Below are 21,231 nucleotides of genomic sequence, written 5' to 3'. Positions count from 1 at the left end.
ACGGAACGACGTTTTGAAAAAGATCACCCAAGCCTCGCGTTCGTCCTGGTTCACCGGCGTAGCGCTGACTCTGTTGATCGCGGGCTGCCAGAAGGCACCCGAGCAGGTTGCGGCGCCTGTCGCCAAGCCTGCCGCGCCTGCGGTCGCCGCCAAGCCCGAGCCACCCGCGAAGCCGGAACTGCCCCCGCTGTTCCGCGACATCGAACGCCGCACGTTCCAGTTCTTCTGGGACACCACCAACGAAGTGAACGGTCTCACGCCGGACCGCTATCCATCGCGTCCGTTCGCCAGCATCGCGTCGATGGGTTACGCGCTGACCGCGTATCCGATCGGCATCGAGAATGGCTGGGTGAGCCGTACCCAGGCAGTGGACCGCACGCTGACCACCCTGAAGTTCCTGCGCGACGTACCGCAAGGTCCGCAGAAGGAGGGCAAGGGTGGCCACAAGGGCTTCTACTACCACTTCCTCGACATGCAGAATGGCCACCGCTTCGACAGCTGGGTCGAGCTGTCCAGCGTGGACACGTCGCTGCTGTTGATGGGTGTGCTGTTCGCCCAGTCGTACTACGACCAGGACGACGCGCGCGAGAAGGAGATCCGCGACATCGCCGACACGCTGTACCGGCGCGTGGACTGGACGTTCCTGCAGAACAACAAGCCGCTGATCTCGATGGGCTGGTTCCCCGAAAGCGGCACCATCCCGCACGACTGGAAGGGTTATAACGAGGCCATGATGGTCTATGTGCTGGCGATGGCCTCGCCGACGCATCCGGTGGGCCCCGAGGCGTGGGAAGTGTGGACGCGCAGCTACAGCGAGCTGTGGGGCGTGTTCCAGGGCCAGGAATACCTGACGTTCGCACCGCATTTCGGCCACCAGTACAGCCACGTCTGGATCGACTTCCGTGGCATCCAGGATGCGTACATGCGCGAGCGCGGCATGGACTACTTCGAGAACAGCCGGCGCGCCACGTACGCACAGCGCGCGTATGCGATCGAAAACCCGATGAAATGGAAGGACTACGGCGAGAACGTGTGGGGCCTGACCGCGTCCGACGGTCCGCAGCAGACCACGCAGGAGTATCGCGGCGAACAGCGCCCGTTCCGCCACTACTCCGCGCGCGGCGCCGGCTTCCGCGAAAACTTCGACGACGGCACCATCGCGCCGACCGCTGCCGTGGCCTCGCTGCCGTTCGCACCGGAGATCGTCATCCCGGCCACCGAGGAAATGCACCGTCGCTACGGCGACTACCTGTATTCGAGCTACGGCTTCCTGGATTCGTTCAATCCGAGCTTCGACTACGACATCCCGCTGAAGACCGGACGCATCGTGCCGGGCAAGGGCTGGGTCTCCAGCGACTACATCGGCATCGACCAGGGTCCGATCCTGGCGATGATCGCGAACTACCGCAGCGACTTCGTCTGGAGCGTGATGAAGAAGAACCCCTACATTCGCGAGGGTTTGCGGAAGGCGGGGTTCCAGGGCGGCTGGCTGGAGGCGGAGACCGACAAGGCGGTGGCAGCCGCCACCACAGAACCGGCGGCGCCGGCGGATCCCGACGCCGCGGCCGCACGTGCGCTGGGCACGGCGGAGTCGCGTGCCAACCAGGCCGCGCAGCCTGAGGCGGCGCGTCCGCAGCAGCCAGAGTAAGCTGCGCACATGGATGAGCGTGCGCCAGCATGGGTCTCTCCAGCACGCATCAGGGTCTTCTCCGGTGGAAGGAGGGCCCTGGTGCGCTGCTGTTCTCTGGCGTTCCTGCTGTTCGCGATGACCGTCGCCGGCTGCGCGGACACGCGGGACGAGCGCACGGTGGTGCGCTTCTGGGTGATGGGATACGAGGGCGAGGTGGTGGCGAAGCTGCTGCCGGAGTTCGAACGCCAGCACCCCGATGTCCATGTCGACCTGCAGATCGTGCCCTGGCTGTCCGCTCATGAAAAGCTGCTGACGGCTTTCGCGGGTGAATCGCTGCCGGATGTCAGCCCGATCGGCAATACCTGGATACCCGAATTCGCCGCGCTCGGTGCACTCGAGCCGCTGGACGATGAAATCGCTGCGACACCGGGTTTCGATCAGGGCGATTTCTTCCCCGGTGTCTGGGATACCGGCGTGATCGAAGGCCGCGCGTACGCAGTGCCGTGGTACGTGGAGACGCGTCTGCCGTTCTACCGTCGCGACATGCTGGCCAAGGCCGGCGTGGAGACCCTGCCGGCGAGCTGGGATGAGTGGCGCGTGGCGTTGCGGCAGGTGAAGCAGGTCGCGGGGCAGGGCAACTACTCGATCCTGCTGCCGCTCAACGAATTCGAGCCGCTGCTCAGCCTCGCTATCCAGCAGCCCGAACCGCTGCTGCGCGATGGCGGCCGTTACGGCAACTTCCGCAGCGAGGGCTTCCGCCAGGCGCTCGGTTTCTACAAAGAGATGTTCGAACAGGGATGGGCGCCGATCGTCACCAACAACCAGATCTCCAATGTCTGGGACGAGTTCGGCAAGGGGTTCTATTCGTTCTACATCTCGGGCCCCTGGAACATCGCCAAGTTCAAGGAGCGCCTGCCTGCCGCGCAGCAGGACGACTGGATGACGATGCCGCTGCCGGGTCCCGAAGGTCCCGGCGCCTCACTGGCCAATGGCACCAGCTTCGTGGTGTTCAAGGATTCGCCGAACAAGGCGGCGGCGTGGAAGCTGATCGCATGGTTGTCGTCGCCGTCGGTGCAGGCGGAATTCCATGCGCTGACCGGAGATCTGCCGCCGCGTCGCTCGCCGTGGCAGACACCGGCGCTTGCGGGTGATCCGTATGCCCGTGCATTCCGCGAACAGCTGGAGCGTGCCGTCTCCACTCCCAAGGTGCCGGAGTGGGAGCGTATCGCCACCGAGATGCGGCTGGTCGGCGAGCAGGTGGCGAACGGCCGCATGAGCGTGGACCAGGCGGCCGAGGAACTGGACCGCCGCGCCGACCGCATCCTCGAGAAGCGTCGCTGGATGCTGGATCAGGCCGCGAAGTCCGGAGCGGCGCCATGAGGTCGTCGCATTCGCTTGCGGGCTGGCTGTTCGCCGCGCCCGCCATCACCGTGATCGTGGTGTTCTTCGGTCTGCCGGTGCTGGCCGCGCTCGCGCTCAGCCTGACCGATTTCGACATCTATGCATTGGCCGATCTCGACAACCTGCGCTTCGTCGGCGTGGACAACTATGTCGGCCTGCTGCAGAACCCGCTGTTCTGGAAGTCGCTCGGCAATACGGTGTATTTCGTCGCCGCAGGCGTGCCGTTGTCGGTGGCGCTGTCGCTCGGCGCCGCGCTGCTGCTGCATTCGAAGCTTGGCCGCTTCAAGGGCTTCTTCCGTACCGCCTTCTTTGCGCCGGTGGTCACGACCGTAGTCGCCGTCGCGGTGATCTGGCGCTACCTGTTCCACACCCGATACGGGCTGGTGAACTGGGCCCTGTCCTGGGTGGGCATCGATCCGGTCGACTGGCTGGGCGATCCCGCCTGGGCCATGCCGACGATCATCCTGTTCGCGGTCTGGAAGAACTTCGGCTACAACATGATCATCTTCCTCGCCGGCCTGCAGAGCATCCCGGAAGACCTGTACGAAGCTGCACGCATCGACGGTGCCTCGCGCTGGGCGCAGTTCCGCCACATCACCCTGCCGCAGCTGGGCCCGGTGTTGCTGCTGGTCGGCATCCTGACCATGGCCGGCTACTTCCAGTTGTTCGCCGAACCCTACGTGATGACGCAGGGTGGCCCGCTGGAGAGCACCAAGAGCGTGCTGTACCTGATGTATGACGAAGGCTTCAAGTGGTGGAACCTGGGCAACGCGTCCGCCGTGGCATTCCTGCTGTTCGTGCTGATGACGGCGGTCACCAGCGGGCTGCTGTGGTTCGCACGCAGGCGGGGTGTCGAATGAATACGCGCGTCGCCGCCGTGGCCGTCAATGCGCTGCTGGTCGCGCTGGCCATCGTCAGCCTCGGCCCGCTGCTGTGGATGCTGTCGGTGTCGTTCATGCAGACCGGCGAGGCGGGGCATTTCCCGCCGCCGTTGCTGCCGGCGGCCCCCACGCTCGACAACTATCGCGAACTGTTCGTGCGCGCGGGCATGGGGCGTTACCTGGTCAACAGTTTCATCGTCTCCACCTGCGTGATGCTGCTGTCGCTGCTGTTCAACACGATGGCCGGCTACGCCTTCGCCAAGTTGCGCTTCAAAGGGCGCGACCGCACGTTCCGCGCGCTGCTCGCGGCGCTGGTCATCCCGGCGCAGGTGGCGATGATGCCGCTGTTCCTGCTGTTGAAGCAGATGGGGCTGGTGAACACCTATGCTGGCGCCATCGTGCCGGGCATGGCGGCGATCTTCGGCATTTTCCTGGTGCGGCAGTACGCGCGCTCGATCCCGGACGAACTGCTCGAGGCCGCACGCATCGATGGCGCCGGCGAGGCCCGCATCTTCTTCCAGATCGTGCTGCCGGGCCTCAAGCCGATCCTCGTGACGCTGGCCATCTTCAGTTTCCTGGGCGCCTGGAACGATTTCATGTGGCCGCTGATCGTGCTGAGCGATGACGCACTGCAGACCCTGCCGGTGGCACTGGCAGGACTTTCGCGCGAGCACGTGATGGATTACGAACTGATGATGGCGGGCTCGGTCGTCACCATCCTGCCGGTGCTGCTGCTGTTCCTCGCATTGCAGCGCTACTACATCCAGGGCTTGTTGCTGGGCAGCGTGAAAGGCTGAGCCTGTCGCCTTGCAGCCCCTTGTCGGAGACGAAAACATGATGTCGACCCATTTCCGCGCTGCGGCCGGTTTCCTGCTGCTTGCCTTGGTCGCGTTCAGTGCCGCGGCCGCCGAACCGGTGCGCGTGCTGGACGGTTTCGACGACGTCGCCACCTGGCGGGTGGTCACGTCGAACCAGGTGAGTGCCGCCGTTCGGCTCGTCGATGGTGTGGAAGGCAAGGCGCTTTGCCTGGACTACGATTTCAATGGCGTGTCCGGGCATGCGGGCATCCAGCGCGACCTGTCGCTGGAATACCCGGCGAACTACCGGTTCGGCTTCCAGTTGCGTGGCGATTCCCCACGCAACGACCTGCAGTTCAAGGTCATCGACGCGAGTGGCGACAACGTCTGGTGGGTCAACCGGCCGAAGTACGACTACCCGACGACCTGGACACCGGTGCGCTACAAGCAGCGCCACATCGACAAGGCGTGGGGACCGGACCCCGACCGCGTGCTGCGTCGGAGCGCGAAGCTTGAGTTCACGGTCTACAACAATGCAGGCGGCAAGGGCGCGATCTGCTTCGACCAGCTGACATTCCAACCCTTGCCGGTGGATGACGGCGCCGCACTGACAGGCAAGGCAAGCGCCACCGTGGCGTTTCCGGCAGGGACGGCGACGATGGCTGTGGACGGCAGGCGGGAGACGGCGTGGTCGGCCGATCTGCATGGCGACACGGATCCCCAGCTGACGCTGGACCTGGGCAAGGTACGCGAGTTCGGGGGCCTGGTACTGCGCTGGAAATCCGGGCAGTACGCATCGGACTATCTGGTGCAACTGTCCGACGATGGCATGCGCTGGCGTGACGTCCGCACGGTGGTGGGCGGCAATGGTGGCAACGACTATCTGGCGCTGCCGGAATCGGAGGCGCGCTATGTGCGCGTCAATGTCGGCGATGGTCCCGGACGTTCGTTCTCGCTGGCCGAGCTGGAGGTGAAGCCGCTGGCGTTCGCCGCACACCCCAACGACCTGATCAAGGCGATGGCGGCCGAATCGCCGAAGGGCTGGTTCCCGCGCGGATTCAGTGGTGAGCAGCCGTACTGGACCATCGTGGGCCTGGATGGCGGGCGCGAGCAGGGATTGATTGGTGAGGACGGGGCGATCGAGATCGCGAAGGGCGGCATCAGCGTCGAGCCGTTCGTGCAGGTCGATGGACGCTGGATCGGCTGGGCGGACGTGCAGGCGACCCAATCGCTGCAGGATGGCTATCTGCCGATGCCGACCGTCGCCTGGAAGCATGCCGCCTTCGCGCTTTCCACCACGGCGTTTGCCGCAGGCAGACCCGGCGACTCGCGCGTCGTCGCCCGTCATCGCCTGACCAACACGGGTGTCGCCCCGCGCGACTATGTGCTGGCATTGGCCGTACAGCCCTGGCAGGTGAATCCCCCCAGCCAGTTCCTCAACACGACGGGCGGCTTCAGCCCGGTCAACGCGCTGGCGTTGCGTGACGGCGTGGCCACCGTCAACGGGCGCGACAGCGTGCGGTTCGTGCAGCCGGACGCGGTGCTGGCATCCCGGTTCGATGAAGGGCTGGTCCGCGAGCGGCTTGACGTCGTCGATGCCGGGGGCGAACAGGGCAGCGCGCACGTGACGGACGATGCGACCGGCCTCACGTCGGGCGCGATGTTGTACCGGTTCACCCTGGCGCCGGGCGAGAGCCGCGACATCGACTGGGTCGCGCCGCTGGAAGGCGATCTGCCGGCGCGTATCGATGCCACGCGCGACCGGGATGCGACGGCCGCCATGTGGCGCGGCAAGCTCGGTGAAGTGAAGCTGCAGGTGCCTGCGGAAGGGCAGCCGGTCGCCGACACGCTGCGCACCGCGCTGGCGCACATGCTGATCTCGCGCATCGGCCCGCGCCTGCAACCGGGCACGCGTTCGTACTCGCGCAGCTGGATCCGCGACGGTGCGATGATCTCCGAAGGGCTGTTGCGCCTCGGCCGCCCGGAGGTGGTCAAGGAATACGTCGAGTACTACGCGCCGTACCAGTTCGAGAACGGCAAGGTGCCGTGCTGCGTCGACGACCGCGGCAGCGACCCCGTGCCGGAGAACGACAGCCACGGCGAGCTGATCTTCAACATCGCCGAGTACTACCGCTATACCGGCGACAAGGCGTTCCTGCGGAAGATGTGGCCGCACGTGCAGGGCGCCTTCGCCTACATGGACGAACTGCGCCTCAGCGAGCGTACCGAGGCCAACCGTGCCGTCAATCCGGCCTTCTTCGGCATGATGCCGGCCTCGATCAGCCACGAAGGCTATTCGGCCAAGCCGATGCATTCGTACTGGGACAATTTCTGGGCGCTGCGGGGCTACAAGGACGCGGTCGAAGTGGCGGAGGCGCTGGGCGAGACCGCTGCGTCGAAGCGGATGGCCGCGTCGCGTGACCAGTTCCGCGATGACCTTTACGCGTCGCTGCGTGCGGCCACGAAACTGCACGGCATCACGTATCTGCCAGGCGCAGCGGAGATCGGCGATTTCGACCCCACATCGACCACCATTGCGCTGGCGCCGGGCGGGGAACAGGGCAAGCTGCCGGCCGACCTGCTGCACGGGACGTTCGAGCGCTACTGGACCGAGTTCGTGCAGCGCCGCGACGGCAAGCGCGAGTGGAAGGATTACACGCCCTACGAATGGCGCAACGTGGCGGCCTTCGTCCGACTGGGCTGGCGCGACCGTGCCTGGGACGTGCTGGACTACTTCTTCAAGGATCGCGCACCGCAATCCTGGAACCAGTGGGCGGAAGTGGTGTCGCGCACGCCGCGCAAACCGTTCTTCGTCGGTGACCTGCCGCATGCATGGGTGGCGTCGGATTTCGTGCGCTCGGCGCTGGACATGTTCGCCTACACGCGCGAACTGGATGACAGCATCGTGCTGGCATCGGGCGTTCCCTCCCGTTGGCTGGATGGCGATGGCATCGCCATCGACGGCCTGCGTACACCGAATGGCGTGCTGGGCTACTCGCTGCGTCGCGCTGGGGACGAAGTCGTGCTGGAAGCGAAGGCCGGGCTGAGATTGCCGGCGGGCGGACTGGTGCTGCCGTGGCCCTACGGGACGACGCCGGGCGAGACCCGCATCAACGGCAAGCCGGCGCAGTGGAAGGATGGTGAACTGCGCATCACCTCGCTGCCCGCCCGCGTGGTAGCGAAGATGCCCTGACCGGAGCAGCGGAGCTCGCTCCGCTGCCCTGCCTTGCGGCGGAGATCCGCACGGCGGCCTGCACAGGCCGGGCAAACTCCGGCTCTGCGCCGCATCGTGGGTCGGAGTACATTGCCCATGTGACGTATCGTCCCGTCGCCGCCATGCCCGCCGACACCACCCGCATCCCGCTCTGGCCGCTCCCGTTGCTGATCACATTGTTGTTCGTGGTCGCCGCGCACGCCGCTTACCTGTTGTCGATCCAGGGCGGCCATGTGCCTGCCTGCTTGCCCTACACGGAAGGTTGCGTCTCGATCAGTCGTGCGGCTCGGCACGGACTGGGCAATCACCTGTTCCGCCTGATGGTGATCCCCTGCGCGGTGCTGCATGCGCTGGTGTGGTGGCTGTCGGTGCGCTGGTTGCACGGCGGGCGTGCGATGCTGCTGCTGGGTGTCCTGTCCGCGTTCGCACTGGCGGTCTACGCCACCTTCCTTGGCACCGAAGGCGAGACCTACCGTTTCCTGAGGCGCTACGGCGTGGTCGTCTACTTCGGATTCGGCTATCTGGCGCAATTGGCGCTGATGCGGCGTGCCTCACTCTCGCATGCACTGCCGGCAAGCACGCTCGCAGGAATGTCGTGGATCGCGCTGGCGATGCTGTTGCTTGGCGTCGCGAATGTCGTCGCCGGTTTGCTCGTCGCCGACCCGGCAGCGAAGGACCGGTGGGAGAACGTCTTCGAGTGGTGGCTCGGACTGCTGATGGTCGGCTGGTACGCTGTGCTCGCCTGGGGATGGAGACGGCAGGGCCTGGCAATGGAACTCAAGCGCCGTGCTCCAATGTAGGAGCGATGTGAGTCGCGACCGCAAGGCAGCCGAGTCCGGTGGTGTCGGTACAAGCATGATGCTTCAAGCGGCAGCACCCCGATTGCGCCCAACTTCACGATGCTTCATTTTCGCGGTCGCGACTCACGTCGCTCCCACACACGGCGGAGATGTCAGCCGCGCACGCGCTGCACGATGCCGGCGGCCTTGGCCGAACTCTCGGTGACCTTGTCCCACTCGCCGTTGTCCAGCCAGCCTTTCGGGACCATCCACGAGCCGCCGATGCAGACTACGTTGGGCTGCGACAGGTAGTCGGAGGCGGTGTCTTCGGTGATGCCGCCGGTGGGACAGATCTTCAGTTCCGACATGGGGCCGGCGAGCCCTTTCAGCATCGCCAGACCGCCCACGGCGGTGGCGGGGAACAGCTTGCACACGCGGAAGCCGCGCGCCATCAGCGACAGCAGTTCGGTCGGCGTGGCGGCACCGGGCACCACCGGGATGTCCGCGGCGGCCAGCGCTTCCGCCATGTGCGGCGGCGTGCCGGGCGTCACCAGGAAATCCGCGCCTGCCGCGATGGACTGCTCCATCTGTTCGACGGTCAGCACCGTGCCCGCGCCGATCACGATGTCCGGCAGCTCCTGCTTCAGCATCGCCAGCGCTTCCATCGCCACCGGCGTGCGCAGTGTCAGCTCGATCGCGGGCAGGCCGCCTTTCAGCAATGCTTCGGACACCTTGCGCGCTTCATCCAGCGTATGGACGGTGACGACCGGCAGGATGCCGGCGGCGCGGAGGAGGGATTCGGCTTTCTGCTGGCGGGCTTGGATGGTCATGGCGTGTCGACTTGTTGGGTTGAGCCCCTCTCCCGTCGGGAGAGGGGTTGGGGAGAGGGGTGACGAAGGTCCGGATGGTTCACCACCGGGACGGCCTTCGCCCCTCATCCGCCCTTCGGGCACCTTCTCCCGAGGGGAGAAGGGAAAAGCTCATGCATCCTTGGCTTCATGCGGCGCTTCGGCGGCATGCGCGGCGTCGCCCAGTTCGTACTCGGCATCGTATTCCCACGTGCCGTCGTGGTACGGCAGGCCGCAGGAAATCGACATGGCGCCGCGATCCGCAGGGGTGACCACGTCGCGACTGACCGCGAACAGGTTGCGGCCCATGTCCAGCGCGGCGGGCGAGGTGTTCGGCGCGATCTCGCGCGCCGCCCATTCCGCCGCATCGACCAAGGCTTCCAGCGTGCCGGCTTCCGCATCGAGACGCACGATGTCGCCTTCGCGCAGCTTGGCCAGCGGACCACCGCGGGCGGCTTCCGGGGTCAGGTGGATGGCGGCGGGAATCTTGCCCGAGGCGCCGGACAGGCGGCCGTCGGTCACCAGTGCCACGCGCCGGCCCTGGTTCTGCAGCAGGCCCAGCAGCGGTGCCAGCGAATGCAGTTCCGGCATGCCATTGGCGCGAGGGCCCTGGTAGCGGACCACGGCCACGAAGTCCTGCGGCAACACGCCGGCAGCGTGCAGCTTGTTCAATGCGCGCGGATCATCGACGACCACCGCGGGCGCTTCGATGTAGCGGTACTCCGCCTTCACTGCCGATGTCTTGATCAGCGAACGGCCCAGGTTGCCGCGCAACAGGCGAAGCCCACCCTGCGGCTCGAACGCACGCGAGACGGGACGCGCGACCTCCTCGTCGGCACTCTGGGCTACGCCGGGTGCGTAGGCCAGCTTGCCGTCCTGTAGGCGCGGTTCATCGCAGAACGCGCGCAGCCCACCCGGCACGATGGTGGTGATGTCGTGCATCAGGCCGGCATCCAGCAGTTCGCGGAACACGAACTGCGTGCCACCGGCTGCCGCGAAGCGGTTCACATCGGCTTCGCCATTGGGATAGACGCGGGCCAGAAGCGGCACGGTCTGGGCGATCAGGTCCATGTCGTCCCAGGTCAACACGATCCCGGCCGAACGCGCCACTGCGATCCAGTGGATCGTGTGGTTGGTGGAGCCGCCGGTCGCCATCAAGGCCGCCATCGCGTTGACGATGGCGCGCTCGTCGATCAGGCGGCCGATCGGACGGTAGTCGTCGCCCAGCGCGGTGATGGCCAGCGCGCGTTCGGCGGCGGCGCGCGTCAGCACGTCGCGCAGGGGCTGGTCGGGATTGACGAACGAGGTGCCCGGCAACTGCAAGCCCATCGCTTCCAGCAATACCTGGTTGGAGTTGGCGGTGCCGTAGAACGTGCAGGTGCCGGCGGCGTGATAGCTGGCGGCCTCGGCTTCCAGCAGTTCCTCGCGCGAGGCTTCTCCGGCGGCGTAGCGCTCGCGTACCGCCGCTTTTTCCTTGTTGGGGATGCCCGGCGACATCGGGCCGGCCGGCACGAACACCGCCGGCAGATGGCCGAACGCCAGTGCGCCCATTAGCAGGCCCGGCACGATCTTGTCGCACACGCCCAGGTAGAGCGCGGCGTCGAACATGTCGTGGCTGAGCGAAATCGCCGTGGCCTGCGCGATCACATCGCGCGAGAACAGCGACAGTTCCATGCCGGGGCGACCCTGGGTCACGCCATCGCACATGGCGGGCACGCCACCGGCGACCTGCGCGGTGGCACCGAGGTCGCGCGCCACCTTGCGGATGATCTCCGGGTAATGCTCGAACGGCTGGTGTGCCGACAGCATGTCGTTGTAGGCGTTGATGATGCCGAGGTTCGGCGTCACGTCGGCGCGCAGCCGGCCTTTGTCGGTGGGCCCGCAGGCGGCGAAGGCATGCGCCAGGTTGCCGCAGCTCAGGCGCGAGCGTTGCGGCCCGTCGCGGTGCGCGGCATCGATGCCGTCGAGATAGGCACGGCGCAGGGGGGCGCTGCGCTGGCGGATGCGTTCGGTGACTTCCTGGATGCGGGGGTGCAGGCTCATGGGCGTAGGGCTAGGCTGCAGAGGGATGCATTCTGCATGGCGTGGCGAGATGAGGCCGTGAGGCGCAGCCTTCCGGCATCTCCAGCGCGTGGAGGGGAAGGGCGGGGAACGACGGCGACGGCATGATGCTTTCTACCGCCTTTGACGCAGGTGCGAAAGCGACCAAAGGCAGACCAGTCCCTGCATCGGAGTATTGCGCGTGTTGCATTGCAGCGCGCATCTGCGCAAAACCTCAGGTGCGCGCGGGTGTCTTGGGGCCGAACAGTTCGACCGCGTACGCCGCCGCACCCAGCAGGCCCGGCCGCGGATGCACGTTCGCGAGCGTCGGCACGCGGCCCATCGCGGGCGAGAAGCGTCCCTTGTGCTCGAAGCGCTGGCGGAAGCCGGAATGCTGCAGCGACGCCAGGAGTTTCGGCACCAATCCGCCGGTGAGGAACACGCCATCCCACGCGCCCGTGGTCAGCACGAGATCGCCGGCGATGGCGCCGAACACCGCACAGAACACGTCCAGCGTACGCACGCAGCGCGGATCGCCTGCCGCGGCGCGCGCAGTGACATCCTTCGGTTCCAGCGGGCCGCCCGGATCCTCGCCCGCGATCTCGCTGAGCGCGCGATACAGGTTCACCAGGCCGGGGCCGCAGATCAGGCGTTCGTTCGATACACGGCCGAACTGCGCGGACAGGATCTCCAGGATGCGGATTTCTTCCGGCGTGCCGGGCGGGAAGCTGACGTGCCCGCCTTCTGTTTCCAGCGGATACGCACGGCCGTCGCGGATCACCAGCGCCGCCACGCCCAGGCCCGTGCCGGGCCCGATGACGGCGTAGGTGCGCGGCACCGACAACGGCGCAGGCTGCCACTGCGCGGCGCCGATGGCGACCACGTCGCGTGGCGTCAGCAGCGACACCGCCATCGCCTGCGCGGCGAAGTCGTTGACCAGTTTCAGGCCCTGGAATCCCAATGCCTGGCGCGTGCGGTTCACCGAGATCACCCACGGATGATTGGTGATGCGGGCTTCATCGCCATCGACGCGCCCGGCAACGGCGAAGACACCGTTCTGCGCCGTGGCGCCGGTTTCATCGAGGTAATGCTGCGCGGCCTCGGCGAGCGAGGGGAAGTCGGCGACCACGAACTCGCGCACGCTGTCGTCCAGCAGCGGAACGGCAGCGGCCGCATCGGCAAGCGCGAAGCGCGCATTGGTGCCGCCGATATCGGCGAGAAGGACGCGCTCGGCGTTGCTCATGCGGCAAACATCCTGTTCGATGCGGGGTGGCTTCCAAAACGGGTCCGCTGCATTCGCCTGGTCGATCCTGTGCTGCCGGGGAAGGGCCACATCGCGTGGGCGGCGCATGATAGCGCGCACCTGCACCGACGGGATGCCGGCATGCGCGTCCATGCGGCATCCGTATACGTATGCGCCATTCCGGAATAGGAGGACGTGCGGTCGGAGGCGCAGGGAGGCGTGGCGGACATGGCGTGCGTGGGCAGTGCGACCCGCCCGCGCACATCAGCATGCAGGGGACGGCTTGCGTTGTGAAAACGGTTACATGGCAGAATAGCCGAACTTCCCCGCCTGCGGAAAGGGAAGCCGAACGCATCGCCCGCGAGGGCATGCCTGCCATCGGGAGGGCCCGATCGCAGCGAATACAACCCATGGGCGTCGCCCGACCGGAGCAATGATGGCCAGTGTCCAACTCGACCGCGTGCGCAAGGTGTACGACAACGGCCAGGTGGCCGTGCACGGGGCCAGTTTCGAGATCGCCGATGGCGAGCTCATGGTGCTGGTCGGACCGTCCGGCTGCGGCAAGTCCACGCTGCTGCGGATGATCGCCGGCCTGGAGGAGATCTCCGACGGCAACCTGCTGATCGGCGAACGGCGCGTCAACGACGTGGCACCGAAAGATCGCGATATCGCGATGGTGTTCCAGAGCTACGCGCTGTACCCGCACATGACGGTGGCCGAGAACTTGGCCTTCGGCTTGAAGCTGCGCGGGGCGCCGCGTGCCGAGATCGATCGGCGCGTCAACGCCGCTGCCGAAACCCTGGGCATGACGCACATGCTGGGCAAGCTGCCGCGCGAAATGTCCGGCGGCCAGCGCCAGCGTGTGGCGCTCGGGCGTGCGCTGGTGCGCGAGCCTTCGGTGTTCCTGCTCGATGAGCCGCTGTCGAACCTGGATGCCAAGCTGCGCCACTCGGTGCGTACCGAGATCGGCCGCCTGCATCGGCAGCTGGGCGCGACCATGATCTACGTGACGCACGACCAGGTGGAGGCGATGACCCTGGGCCAGCGCATCGTGGTACTCAAGGATGGCGAGATCCAGCAGATCGACACACCGATGGCGTTGTACGAACGGCCAGCCAACCTGTTCGTCGCCGGTTTCCTAGGCAGCCCGGCGATGAACGTGCTGCATGGCACGCTCGACCAGGCCGACGGCCTGCATCTGTCACTCGACGACGGGACACGGCTGCCGCTCGGCAACGCACCGGTCGCCGATGCATGGAAAGGACGCCGCGTGGCGATGGGCGTGCGGCCGGAACACCTGCAGCCGGCAAGCATCGGCAAACCGGCCTTCGAGGCGCAGGTGGAATTGATCGAGCCGGTGGGCAACGAGGTTTTCGTCAACCTTGCGTACGCGGGCCAGGCGCTGGTCGCGCGCGTGCCGCCGCAGCGCCTGCCGGAACCGGGCCAGGCGTTGCGCGTGACCGTCGAAGGGGCTGCGCTGCATTTCTTCGACCCCGACACCGGCTTGCGGTTGGCCTGACCCACCGCAAGACAGAAAGCAAAGAAGGGAGGCCGAGGCCTCCCTTCTTCGTTTGCAGCAGGATGCGTTCCGGTCAGTCGCGGCTGACCGTCCGGATCGCTTCCGCTACGTAGCCCAGGTTCTGCTGGTTCAGGGCCGCCACGCAGATGCGGCCGGTGCCCACGGCATAGATGCCGAACTCATCGCGCAACCGGTCCACCTGCGCCTTGCCCAGCCCCGAGTAGGAGAACATGCCGGCCTGCTGCTGGATGAAGGCGAACTCCGGCGCGCCGAGGGCGGCCAGCTTGTCCACCAGTCCGGCGCGCAGGGCATGGATGCGCTCGCGCATGCCGCCAAGCTCGCTTTCCCAGACCGCACGCAGTTCGCTGCTCGCCAGCACGCCGGCCACCAGCGCGGCACCGTGCGTGGACGGACTGGAGTAGATCGTGCGGATGATGCGCTTGACCTGCGACTGCACCGCCTTGGTGGCGTTGGCGTCCGGCCCGACCACCGACAGCGCGCCGACGCGCTCGCCGTACAGCGAGAACGACTTGGAATACGAATTGGCGACGATGAAGCTGTCGATGCCGGCCTGGGCGACGATGCGTACCGCAGCGCCATCTTCAGTGATGCCCTTGTCGAAGCCCTGGTAGGCCATGTCGATAAAGGGGAACAGTCCGCGGTCCTTCATCAAGGCAGCGACCTGCTTCCACTGCTCGACCGTCAGGTCGGCGCCGGTGGGGTTGTGGCAGCAGGCGTGCAGCAGCACGACGGTGCCCGGCTTCAGCTGGCCCAGGTCGGCCAGCAGGCCGGCGAAGTCCAGGCCGTGCGTGGCGGCATCGAAGTAGGTGTAGTCGACGATGTCGAAGCCCGCCGCGCCGAACACCGCGCGGTGGTTTTCCCAGCTCGGGTTGCTGATCGCGATGGTGGCGTGCGGCAGCAGCTTCTTCAGCAGGTCCGCACCCACGCGCAGCGCGCCGCTGCCGCCGACGGTCTGCGTGGTGGCCACGCGGCCTGCAGCGACGAGGTCCGAATCTTTCCCGAACACCAGTTCGCGGGTGGCGGCGTCGTAGGCGGCCAGGCCATCGATCGGCAGATAGCCGCGCGGCTTGGCGGCGTCGGCCAGCGCCTGTTCCACCTGGCGGACGCAGTCGAGCAGGGGGATGCGCCCCTGTTCGTCGTAGTAGATGCCGACGCCCAGGTTGACCTTCTGGGTGCGGGGATCGGCGTTGTAAGCCTCGGTCAGCCCCAGGATGGGGTCGCCGGGCACCAGTTCGACGGATGCAAAAAGAGACACGGAGTGGGGACCGTTGATGAGTGAGGGAGGAGGGGTGAAGCGGCCTGCGATGCTAACAGGCGCCGGCCTCTCCGTACGCCAGCAGCGGCCGGGAGTACGGCGCCGGAAGGCCCGGGCATCCCATGGCAGGGGCGGCTATACTCATTCGTTGGCACGCCTTCGGGCGGGTCGGATTGCCATACGAATCAACAGGTTGGCCGTCCTAGCTGATCCCACTTCACACTTGCGGCAGCGCGCCGGCCCGGTCCGGTCGCGGTGCCCGGAAGACACCGCCGCATGCGCCTTTCCACCATCAAGCTGTCCGGTTTCAAGTCCTTCGTCGACCCCACGGTGCTGCACCTGCCGACCAACATGACCGGCGTGGTCGGTCCGAACGGCTGCGGCAAGTCGAACATCATCGATGCGGTGCGCTGGGTCATGGGCGAGAGTTCGGCCAGCCGCCTGCGCGGCGATTCGCTGACCGACGTGATCTTCTCCGGCTCGGCGGCGCGCAAGCCGGTGTCGCAGGCCTCGGTCGAGCTGATCTTCGACAACAGCGACCACACCATCAGCGGCGAGTTCGCCGCCTTCAACGAAATCTCGGTCCGGCGCCTGGTCAGCCGCGACGGCCAGAGCAACTACTACCTCAACGGCACCAAGTGCCGCCGCCGCGACATCACCGACCTGTTCCTCGGCACCGGCCTGGGCCCGCGCAGCTACTCGATCATCGAGCAGGGCATGATCAGCCAGATCATCGAGGCGCGGCCGGAAGACCTGCGCGTGTACCTGGAAGAGGCGGCCGGCATCTCCAAGTACAAGGAGCGCCGCAAGGAAACCGAGACCCGCATCCGCCATACCCGCGAGAACCTTGACCGCCTCAACGACCTGCGCGAGGAAATCGGCAAGCAGCTCGAGCACCTCAAGCGTCAGGCCAAGCAGGCCGAGCAGTACAAGGCGCTGCAGGAAGAGCGCCGGGTGAAGGACGCCGAGTGGAAGGCGCTGGAGTACCGCGGCCTGGACGGCAAGCTGCAGGGCCTGCGCGAGGCGCTGTCGCAGGAAGAAACCAAGCTGCAGCAGCTGATCGCCGAACAGCGCGAAGCCGAGCGCCTGCTCGAAACCGACCGCGTGCGTCGCGAGGAAGCCGCCGAAGCGCTCAACAAGGCGCAGGGCGAGGTCTACCAGGTCGGCAGCACGCTGGCCCGCATCGAACAGCAGATCCAGCACCAGCGCGAACTCGGCGACCGCCTGAAACGCGCCCGTGACGAAGCCCATAACGCACTGCAGGAACTCGGCCAGCACATCAGCGGCGACGAGACCCGCCTGAACGTGCTGCGCGAGTCGGTCGCCGATGCCGAACCGCAACTGGAGCAGTTGCGCGAGGAGGACGTGTTCCGCCAGGACGCGCTGCGCGAAGCCGAGACACGGCTGTCCGACTGGCAGCAGCGCTGGGAAACCCACAGCCGCGAATCGGCGGAAGCCTCGCGTGCCGGCGATGTCGAGCGCACGCGCGTGGACTACCTCGACCGCCAGTCGCTGGAGGCCGAACGCCGTCGCGAGGCGTTGGCCAACGAACGCCTCGGGCTGGATCTGGACGCACTGGCATCCGCCTTCGAACAACTGCAGCTGCAGCACGACACCCAGAAGGAATCGCTGGACACGCTGGCCGAGCAGGTCGAGGCGCGCAAGCAGGGCGCCGCCGACATGCAGGAACAGCAGCGTGGCACCCAGACCGAACTGTCCGACGTGCGCAAGCGCACACAGGAAGCGCGTGGCCGCCTGTCCTCACTGGAAACCCTGCAGCACGCCGCGCTGGGCCAGGAACAGGGTGCCGCGATGAGCTGGTTGAAGGCGCGCGGCCTGGACAGCGCGTCGCGCGTCGGCGAGAAGCTGACCGTCGAGCCGGGCTGGGAGAATGCCGTCGAAGGCGCGCTCGGCCAGCTGATCGAAGGCGTTCTGGTCGACGCGCCCGAAGCCCTGGTCGATGCGCTCGGCGAACTGGGTGACGGCCGCATCGCCCTGGTGTCGGATGACCGTGGCGATGTCGCGTTCGCACCGACCTCGCTGGCCGCGAAGGTGCAGGGGCCGGCGGCGATCCGTCGCCTGCTGGCCCGTCTGCACGTGGCCGAGGATTTGGGCGAAGCCCGCCGCCTGCAATCGCAGCTGGGCGAGGGCGATTCCGTCATCACCCGCAATGGCGAGCGTCTCGGCGCAGGCTGGGTGCGCGTGCTGCGCTCCGGCGCGGCCAAGCAGGGCGCGTTGCTGCGCGAGCGCGAGATCCAGTCGCTGCGCGGCGAGATCGAAACCCTGCAGGCGCGCGAAGCCGAACTCGAAGAGCGCCTGGCCCACCTGCGCGACCAACTGCTCGCTGCCGAGCAGCAGCGCGAGGATGCGCAGCGCACGCTCTACATGGCCCATCGCGGTGTCTCCGAACTGGCCGGCCAGCTGCAGAGCCAGCAGGGCAAGGTGGAGGCCACCCGCACCCGCCTGGAACGCATCGACGGCGAGATCGCGCAGCTGGTCGAAACGCTGGATGCCAGCCGCGAACAGGCGCGCGAAGCCCGTGCCAAGCTCGAGGATGCGGTTACCCGCATGGGCGACCTGGAGTCCGCACGGCAGGCCCTGGAAGGCGAACGCCGCCAGCTGGTCGAGGCCCGCGACCAGGCCCGCGAAGCCGCCCGCAGTTCGCGCGACACCGTGCACGCGCTGGCACTGACGCTGGAATCGCAGCGCGCCCAGATCGTGTCGCTCAGCCAGGCGCTGGACCGCATGGGCGGGCAGCGCGGGCAGCTGGATTCGCGCCTGGAAGAGCTCACCCTGCAGTTGAACGAAGGCGACTCGCCGGTCCAGGAGCTGGAAACCCAGCGCCAGGTCGCGCTGGAACACCGCGTCACCGCCGACCGCCAACTGGCGGAAGCGCGTTCGCTGCTGGAGGGCATCGACAACGAGCTGCGCCAGTACGAGCAGACGCGCCAGCAGCGCGACGAACAGGCACTGGCCCAGCGCGAGCGCATCTCGCAGCGCAAGCTCGACCAGCAGGCACTCGCGCTGAAGGCCGAGCAGCTGTCCGAGGCCGTGGTCGCGGGCGGTTTCGTGCTGGACGACGTCATCAACACGCTGCCCGAGGTCGCCGACCTGCGTGAGTGGGAGCAGACCGTCACCCAGATCGACGGCCGCATGCGCCGGCTGGAGCCGGTCAACCTCGCCGCCATCCACGAGTACGGCGAAGCCAGCCAGCGTTCGGAGTACCTGGATGCGCAGAACGTCGACCTGACCACCGCGCTGGAAACGCTGGAAGAAGCCATCCGCAAGATCGACCGCGAGACCCGTGGCCGCTTCAAGGACACCTTCGACCGCGTCAATGCCGGCGTGCAGCAGCTGTACCCGCGCCTGTTCGGCGGCGGCCACGCCTATCTGGAACTCACCGGCGAAGACCTGCTCGACACCGGCGTGGCGATCATGGCGCGTCCGCCCGGCAAGCGCGTGTCCAACATCTCGCTGCTGTCCGGCGGCGAGAAGGCGATGACCGCCGTGGCGCTGGTGTTCGCCATCTTCCAGCTCAATCCCGCGCCGTTCTGCCTGCTGGACGAAGTCGATGCGCCGCTCGACGAGGCCAACGTGGGCCGCTTCACCAACATGGTGAAGGAGATGAGCGAGAAGGTGCAGTTCCTGTTCGTGTCGCACAACAAGGCCACGATGGAAGCCGCACACCAGCTCAGTGGCGTTACCATGCGGGAACCCGGTGTCAGCCGGCTGGTGTCGGTGGACCTCGAAGAGGCCGCCCGCCTGGCCGGCGCCGCCTGACCCTGATCGATCCCACCCTGCCGGAGAAACCCCTGTGTCCGACATGGCCATGCTTCGTATCGGAATCGTTGTTGCCGGCGTCCTGCTGGTGGCGGCGATCTTCCTGTTCGGTCGTCCCAAGAAACCCAGCCAGGGTCGCCGGCTGGAACCCGCCGAGCGCGACACCGCGCGCGTCGAGCCCAGTATTGCCGGCGACGACACCAGCGAGCAGGTGCAGGACTACAGCGACGATCGCGTCAGCCAGCCCGAGTTGGGCCTGCCCGGGGGTACGCCGGTCGCCGGCGTGGAAAGCGATCTGGGCAAGCGGCCCAGCCAGGATTTCGACAAGATCGTCTCGCTGTATGTCGCGGCCAAGGCCGGGCAGGTACTGCGTGGCGAGGACATCGTGGTCGCTGCCGAGAAGACCGGCCTGACCTTCGGTCACATGAATGTCTTCCACCGCCTGGTGGAAGGCCACCCCGAGCGCGGCCCGGTCTTCAGCATGGCCAACATCATGCAGCCGGGCAGCTTCGACATGGCCAACATCCGCACGCTGGAAACCCCGGCCATCGCGTTCTTCCTGACCCTGCCCGCACCGATGACCGCACTGGAAGCGTGGGAGAAGCTGTTGCCCAACGTCGAACGCATGGCCGAACTGCTGGGCGGCGTGGTCCTCGACGACAGCCGCAACACCCTCGGCCGCCAGCGCATCCAGCACATCCGCGAGGAACTGCGCGCGTATGACCGGCAGCATGAGGCGCCGCCGCTGACGAAGGCGCCGCGGTGGTGAGGTGCTGCAACTGATGGGTTGGCAAGCCTCTTAGGATGGATGGAGCGAAGCGGCTTTCAACGGCGCAGCAACTCTATTCATCGTGCATGACGCCAAAGATCCTAGGCAGATTCACTTCCCTTCTAACGTTCCCGCTAGCGTGATGGAGGCATTGGATGCAGTTACTCCATCTTCTGCTAACGATGCTTGTTGGCCTAGGATTTCTGATCCAGGCCGTCTTCTGGCTGCTCTTCTTCTTCGTCGTCAAGGTCCGTATCGTCGATCGAGCGCTGGTCGTTGATGAGGCTTCACGGTTCTCGTTCCTCGTAAGAAGGTGGCCGCACGAGGAAATGCGCGCGTACCGGCGAAGTCTTAGCAGCGAAGAGAGACAGCAGTGGCTCAACCGTTTTCTCTGCAATGCAAATTTCATCGGACTGGTCTGGATGGGCTTGCTCTTCGCGACCCTGATTGCTGCATCCATCGTTGCTGGATGAGCGCATTGGTTGCGTTAGCACGTAGGATGGGTTGAGCGAAGCGATACCCATCGCTTGCCGCTGAAAGATCCTGATGGGTAGACCGGCTTCGCCGTTGAAAGCCGCCTCCGGCTCAACCCATCCTGCGATTGCTTCAGATGACGTTGTCCCGGTCTACTGGAGTGCTCACGATATCCACTCACCGCATCTTCACCATCTCCTTCGCCAGCGTTTACCCGCTGTACGTGCAGAAAGCCGAGCGCAAAGGACGGACGCAGGCGGAAGTCGACGAGGTCATCCGCTGGCTGACCGGTTACGACCAGGCCGGACTGGACCGGCAGATCGAGTCGAAGAAGGATTTCGCCACATTCTTCGCCGAGGCGCCGGCGTTTCATCCGAACGCGTCGCTCATCAAAGGCTTGGTCTGCGGCGTGCGCGTGGAAGACGTGGGCGACCCGCTGATGCAGAAGATCCGCTACCTGGACAAGCTGGTGGACGAACTGGCGAAAGGGAAGGCGATGGAGAAGATCCTGCGGTGAACCTGGATGGCGGGCCGGGGCCCGCCCTACCTACGTGTCGGCTGCACCACGTAGGGTGGGCCT

The 21,231-nt window shown here is 66.6% G+C and carries 15 protein-coding genes; 11 read left to right on the top strand and 4 right to left on the bottom strand.

Features of this window, described 5'->3' with window-relative positions:
• Positions 1 to 13 precede the first annotated feature (13 nt).
• The 6 genes from IB223_RS15955 (at position 14) to IB223_RS15930 (ending at position 8,723) form a co-directional block, all read left to right on the top strand.
• Positions 14 to 1,648 carry a glucoamylase family protein gene (locus IB223_RS15955; RefSeq protein ID WP_225591131.1) on the top strand — a complete coding sequence of 545 codons (1,635 nt, stop codon included), beginning with the start codon at positions 14 to 16 and terminating at the stop codon, positions 1,646 to 1,648.
• 81 nt (positions 1,649 to 1,729) lie between these two features.
• Positions 1,730 to 3,010 (top strand): sugar ABC transporter substrate-binding protein, encoded by a 1,281-nt coding sequence (locus IB223_RS15950; protein WP_343227213.1) that lies wholly within the window; start codon positions 1,730 to 1,732, stop codon positions 3,008 to 3,010.
• A complete protein-coding gene (locus IB223_RS15945; RefSeq protein ID WP_192202736.1) occupies positions 3,007 to 3,891 on the top strand; it encodes a sugar ABC transporter permease in 885 nt (294 codons plus the stop codon). Before IB223_RS15950 ends, IB223_RS15945 begins: the two co-directional genes overlap by 4 nt.
• The gene (locus tag IB223_RS15940; protein WP_192202735.1) at positions 3,888 to 4,709 is read left to right on the top strand and encodes a carbohydrate ABC transporter permease; all 822 of its coding nucleotides are present in this window, start codon (positions 3,888 to 3,890) and stop codon (positions 4,707 to 4,709) included. The genes IB223_RS15945 and IB223_RS15940 overlap by 4 nt, the downstream gene beginning before the upstream one ends.
• Before the next feature lie 37 nt (positions 4,710 to 4,746).
• Positions 4,747 to 7,902: a discoidin domain-containing protein gene (locus IB223_RS15935; RefSeq protein WP_225591130.1), complete on the top strand. Its 3,156-nt coding sequence runs from the start codon at positions 4,747 to 4,749 to the stop codon at positions 7,900 to 7,902.
• A 119-nt stretch (positions 7,903 to 8,021) separates the two neighbouring features.
• Positions 8,022 to 8,723, top strand: a complete 702-nt coding sequence (locus IB223_RS15930) for a hypothetical protein (protein WP_192202734.1) — start codon at positions 8,022 to 8,024, stop codon at positions 8,721 to 8,723.
• Positions 8,724 to 8,875: 152 nt separating this feature from the next.
• On the opposite strand, the gene IB223_RS15925 is transcribed toward IB223_RS15930, so the two are convergent.
• From IB223_RS15925 to glk, 3 genes are all read right to left on the bottom strand, one after another.
• Positions 8,876 to 9,532, bottom strand: a complete 657-nt coding sequence (locus IB223_RS15925) for a bifunctional 4-hydroxy-2-oxoglutarate aldolase/2-dehydro-3-deoxy-phosphogluconate aldolase (protein ID WP_192202733.1) — start codon at positions 9,530 to 9,532, stop codon at positions 8,876 to 8,878.
• A gap of 150 nt (positions 9,533 to 9,682) precedes the next feature.
• Positions 9,683 to 11,593 carry a phosphogluconate dehydratase gene (gene edd / locus IB223_RS15920; protein ID WP_192202732.1) on the bottom strand — a complete coding sequence of 637 codons (1,911 nt, stop codon included), beginning with the start codon at positions 11,591 to 11,593 and terminating at the stop codon, positions 9,683 to 9,685.
• Positions 11,594 to 11,825: 232 nt separating this feature from the next.
• Positions 11,826 to 12,833 (bottom strand): glucokinase, encoded by a 1,008-nt coding sequence (gene glk / locus IB223_RS15915; RefSeq protein WP_192202731.1) that lies wholly within the window; start codon positions 12,831 to 12,833, stop codon positions 11,826 to 11,828.
• A 436-nt stretch (positions 12,834 to 13,269) separates the two neighbouring features.
• On the opposite strand from glk, the gene ugpC reads away from it, so the two are divergent.
• Complete coding sequence (gene ugpC / locus IB223_RS15910; protein WP_192202730.1) at positions 13,270 to 14,352, top strand: sn-glycerol-3-phosphate ABC transporter ATP-binding protein UgpC; 1,083 nt, start codon at positions 13,270 to 13,272, stop codon at positions 14,350 to 14,352.
• Positions 14,353 to 14,425: 73 nt separating this feature from the next.
• Here ugpC and IB223_RS15905 read toward each other — a convergent pair whose 3' ends face one another.
• Entirely contained in the window at positions 14,426 to 15,628 is a 1,203-nt protein-coding gene (locus IB223_RS15905; protein ID WP_192202729.1) for an amino acid aminotransferase, read from the bottom strand.
• Positions 15,629 to 15,904: 276 nt separating this feature from the next.
• On the opposite strand from IB223_RS15905, the gene smc reads away from it, so the two are divergent.
• The 4 genes from smc to IB223_RS15885 all read left to right on the top strand — a co-directional run bounded on the left by smc (position 15,905) and on the right by IB223_RS15885 (position 21,168).
• Positions 15,905 to 19,408: a chromosome segregation protein SMC gene (gene smc / locus IB223_RS15900; protein WP_192202728.1), complete on the top strand. Its 3,504-nt coding sequence runs from the start codon at positions 15,905 to 15,907 to the stop codon at positions 19,406 to 19,408.
• Positions 19,409 to 19,442: 34 nt separating this feature from the next.
• Positions 19,443 to 20,177, top strand: coding sequence for a cell division protein ZipA (zipA, locus tag IB223_RS15895; RefSeq protein WP_192202727.1), 735 nt, complete (start codon positions 19,443 to 19,445; stop codon positions 20,175 to 20,177).
• Between the two features lie 155 nt (positions 20,178 to 20,332).
• Entirely contained in the window at positions 20,333 to 20,650 is a 318-nt protein-coding gene (locus IB223_RS15890; protein ID WP_192202726.1) for a hypothetical protein, read from the top strand.
• Between the two features lie 161 nt (positions 20,651 to 20,811).
• On the top strand, positions 20,812 to 21,168 hold the full coding sequence (locus IB223_RS15885) for a DUF2200 domain-containing protein (RefSeq protein WP_343227212.1): 357 nt from the start codon (positions 20,812 to 20,814) through the stop codon (positions 21,166 to 21,168).
• Positions 21,169 to 21,231 lie beyond the last annotated feature (63 nt).

The sequence above is a fragment of the Pseudoxanthomonas sp. PXM03 genome, assembly GCF_014852005.1.
Classification (GTDB): Bacteria; Pseudomonadota; Gammaproteobacteria; order Xanthomonadales; family Xanthomonadaceae; genus Pseudoxanthomonas_A.
The sequence above is the reverse complement of the archived record's forward strand: the minus strand, read 5'-3'. Positions and strand labels throughout refer to the sequence as shown.

Excerpts from the sequence above, each read along its gene's own strand:
- smc (WP_192202728.1), top strand. The coding sequence starts at position 15,905 with ATGCGCCTTTCCACCATCAAGCTGTCCGGTTTCAAGTCCTTCGTCGAC.
- edd (WP_192202732.1), bottom strand. The coding sequence starts at position 11,593 with ATGAGCCTGCACCCCCGCATCCAGGAAGTCACCGAACGCATCCGCCAG.
- IB223_RS15945 (WP_192202736.1), top strand. The coding sequence starts at position 3,007 with ATGAGGTCGTCGCATTCGCTTGCGGGCTGGCTGTTCGCCGCGCCCGCC.
- IB223_RS15935 (WP_225591130.1), top strand. The coding sequence starts at position 4,747 with ATGATGTCGACCCATTTCCGCGCTGCGGCCGGTTTCCTGCTGCTTGCC.
- glk (WP_192202731.1), bottom strand. The coding sequence starts at position 12,833 with ATGAGCAACGCCGAGCGCGTCCTTCTCGCCGATATCGGCGGCACCAAT.
- IB223_RS15925 (WP_192202733.1), bottom strand. The coding sequence starts at position 9,532 with ATGACCATCCAAGCCCGCCAGCAGAAAGCCGAATCCCTCCTCCGCGCC.
- ugpC (WP_192202730.1), top strand. The coding sequence starts at position 13,270 with ATGGCCAGTGTCCAACTCGACCGCGTGCGCAAGGTGTACGACAACGGC.
- IB223_RS15940 (WP_192202735.1), top strand. The coding sequence starts at position 3,888 with ATGAATACGCGCGTCGCCGCCGTGGCCGTCAATGCGCTGCTGGTCGCG.
- IB223_RS15890 (WP_192202726.1), top strand. The coding sequence starts at position 20,333 with ATGCAGTTACTCCATCTTCTGCTAACGATGCTTGTTGGCCTAGGATTT.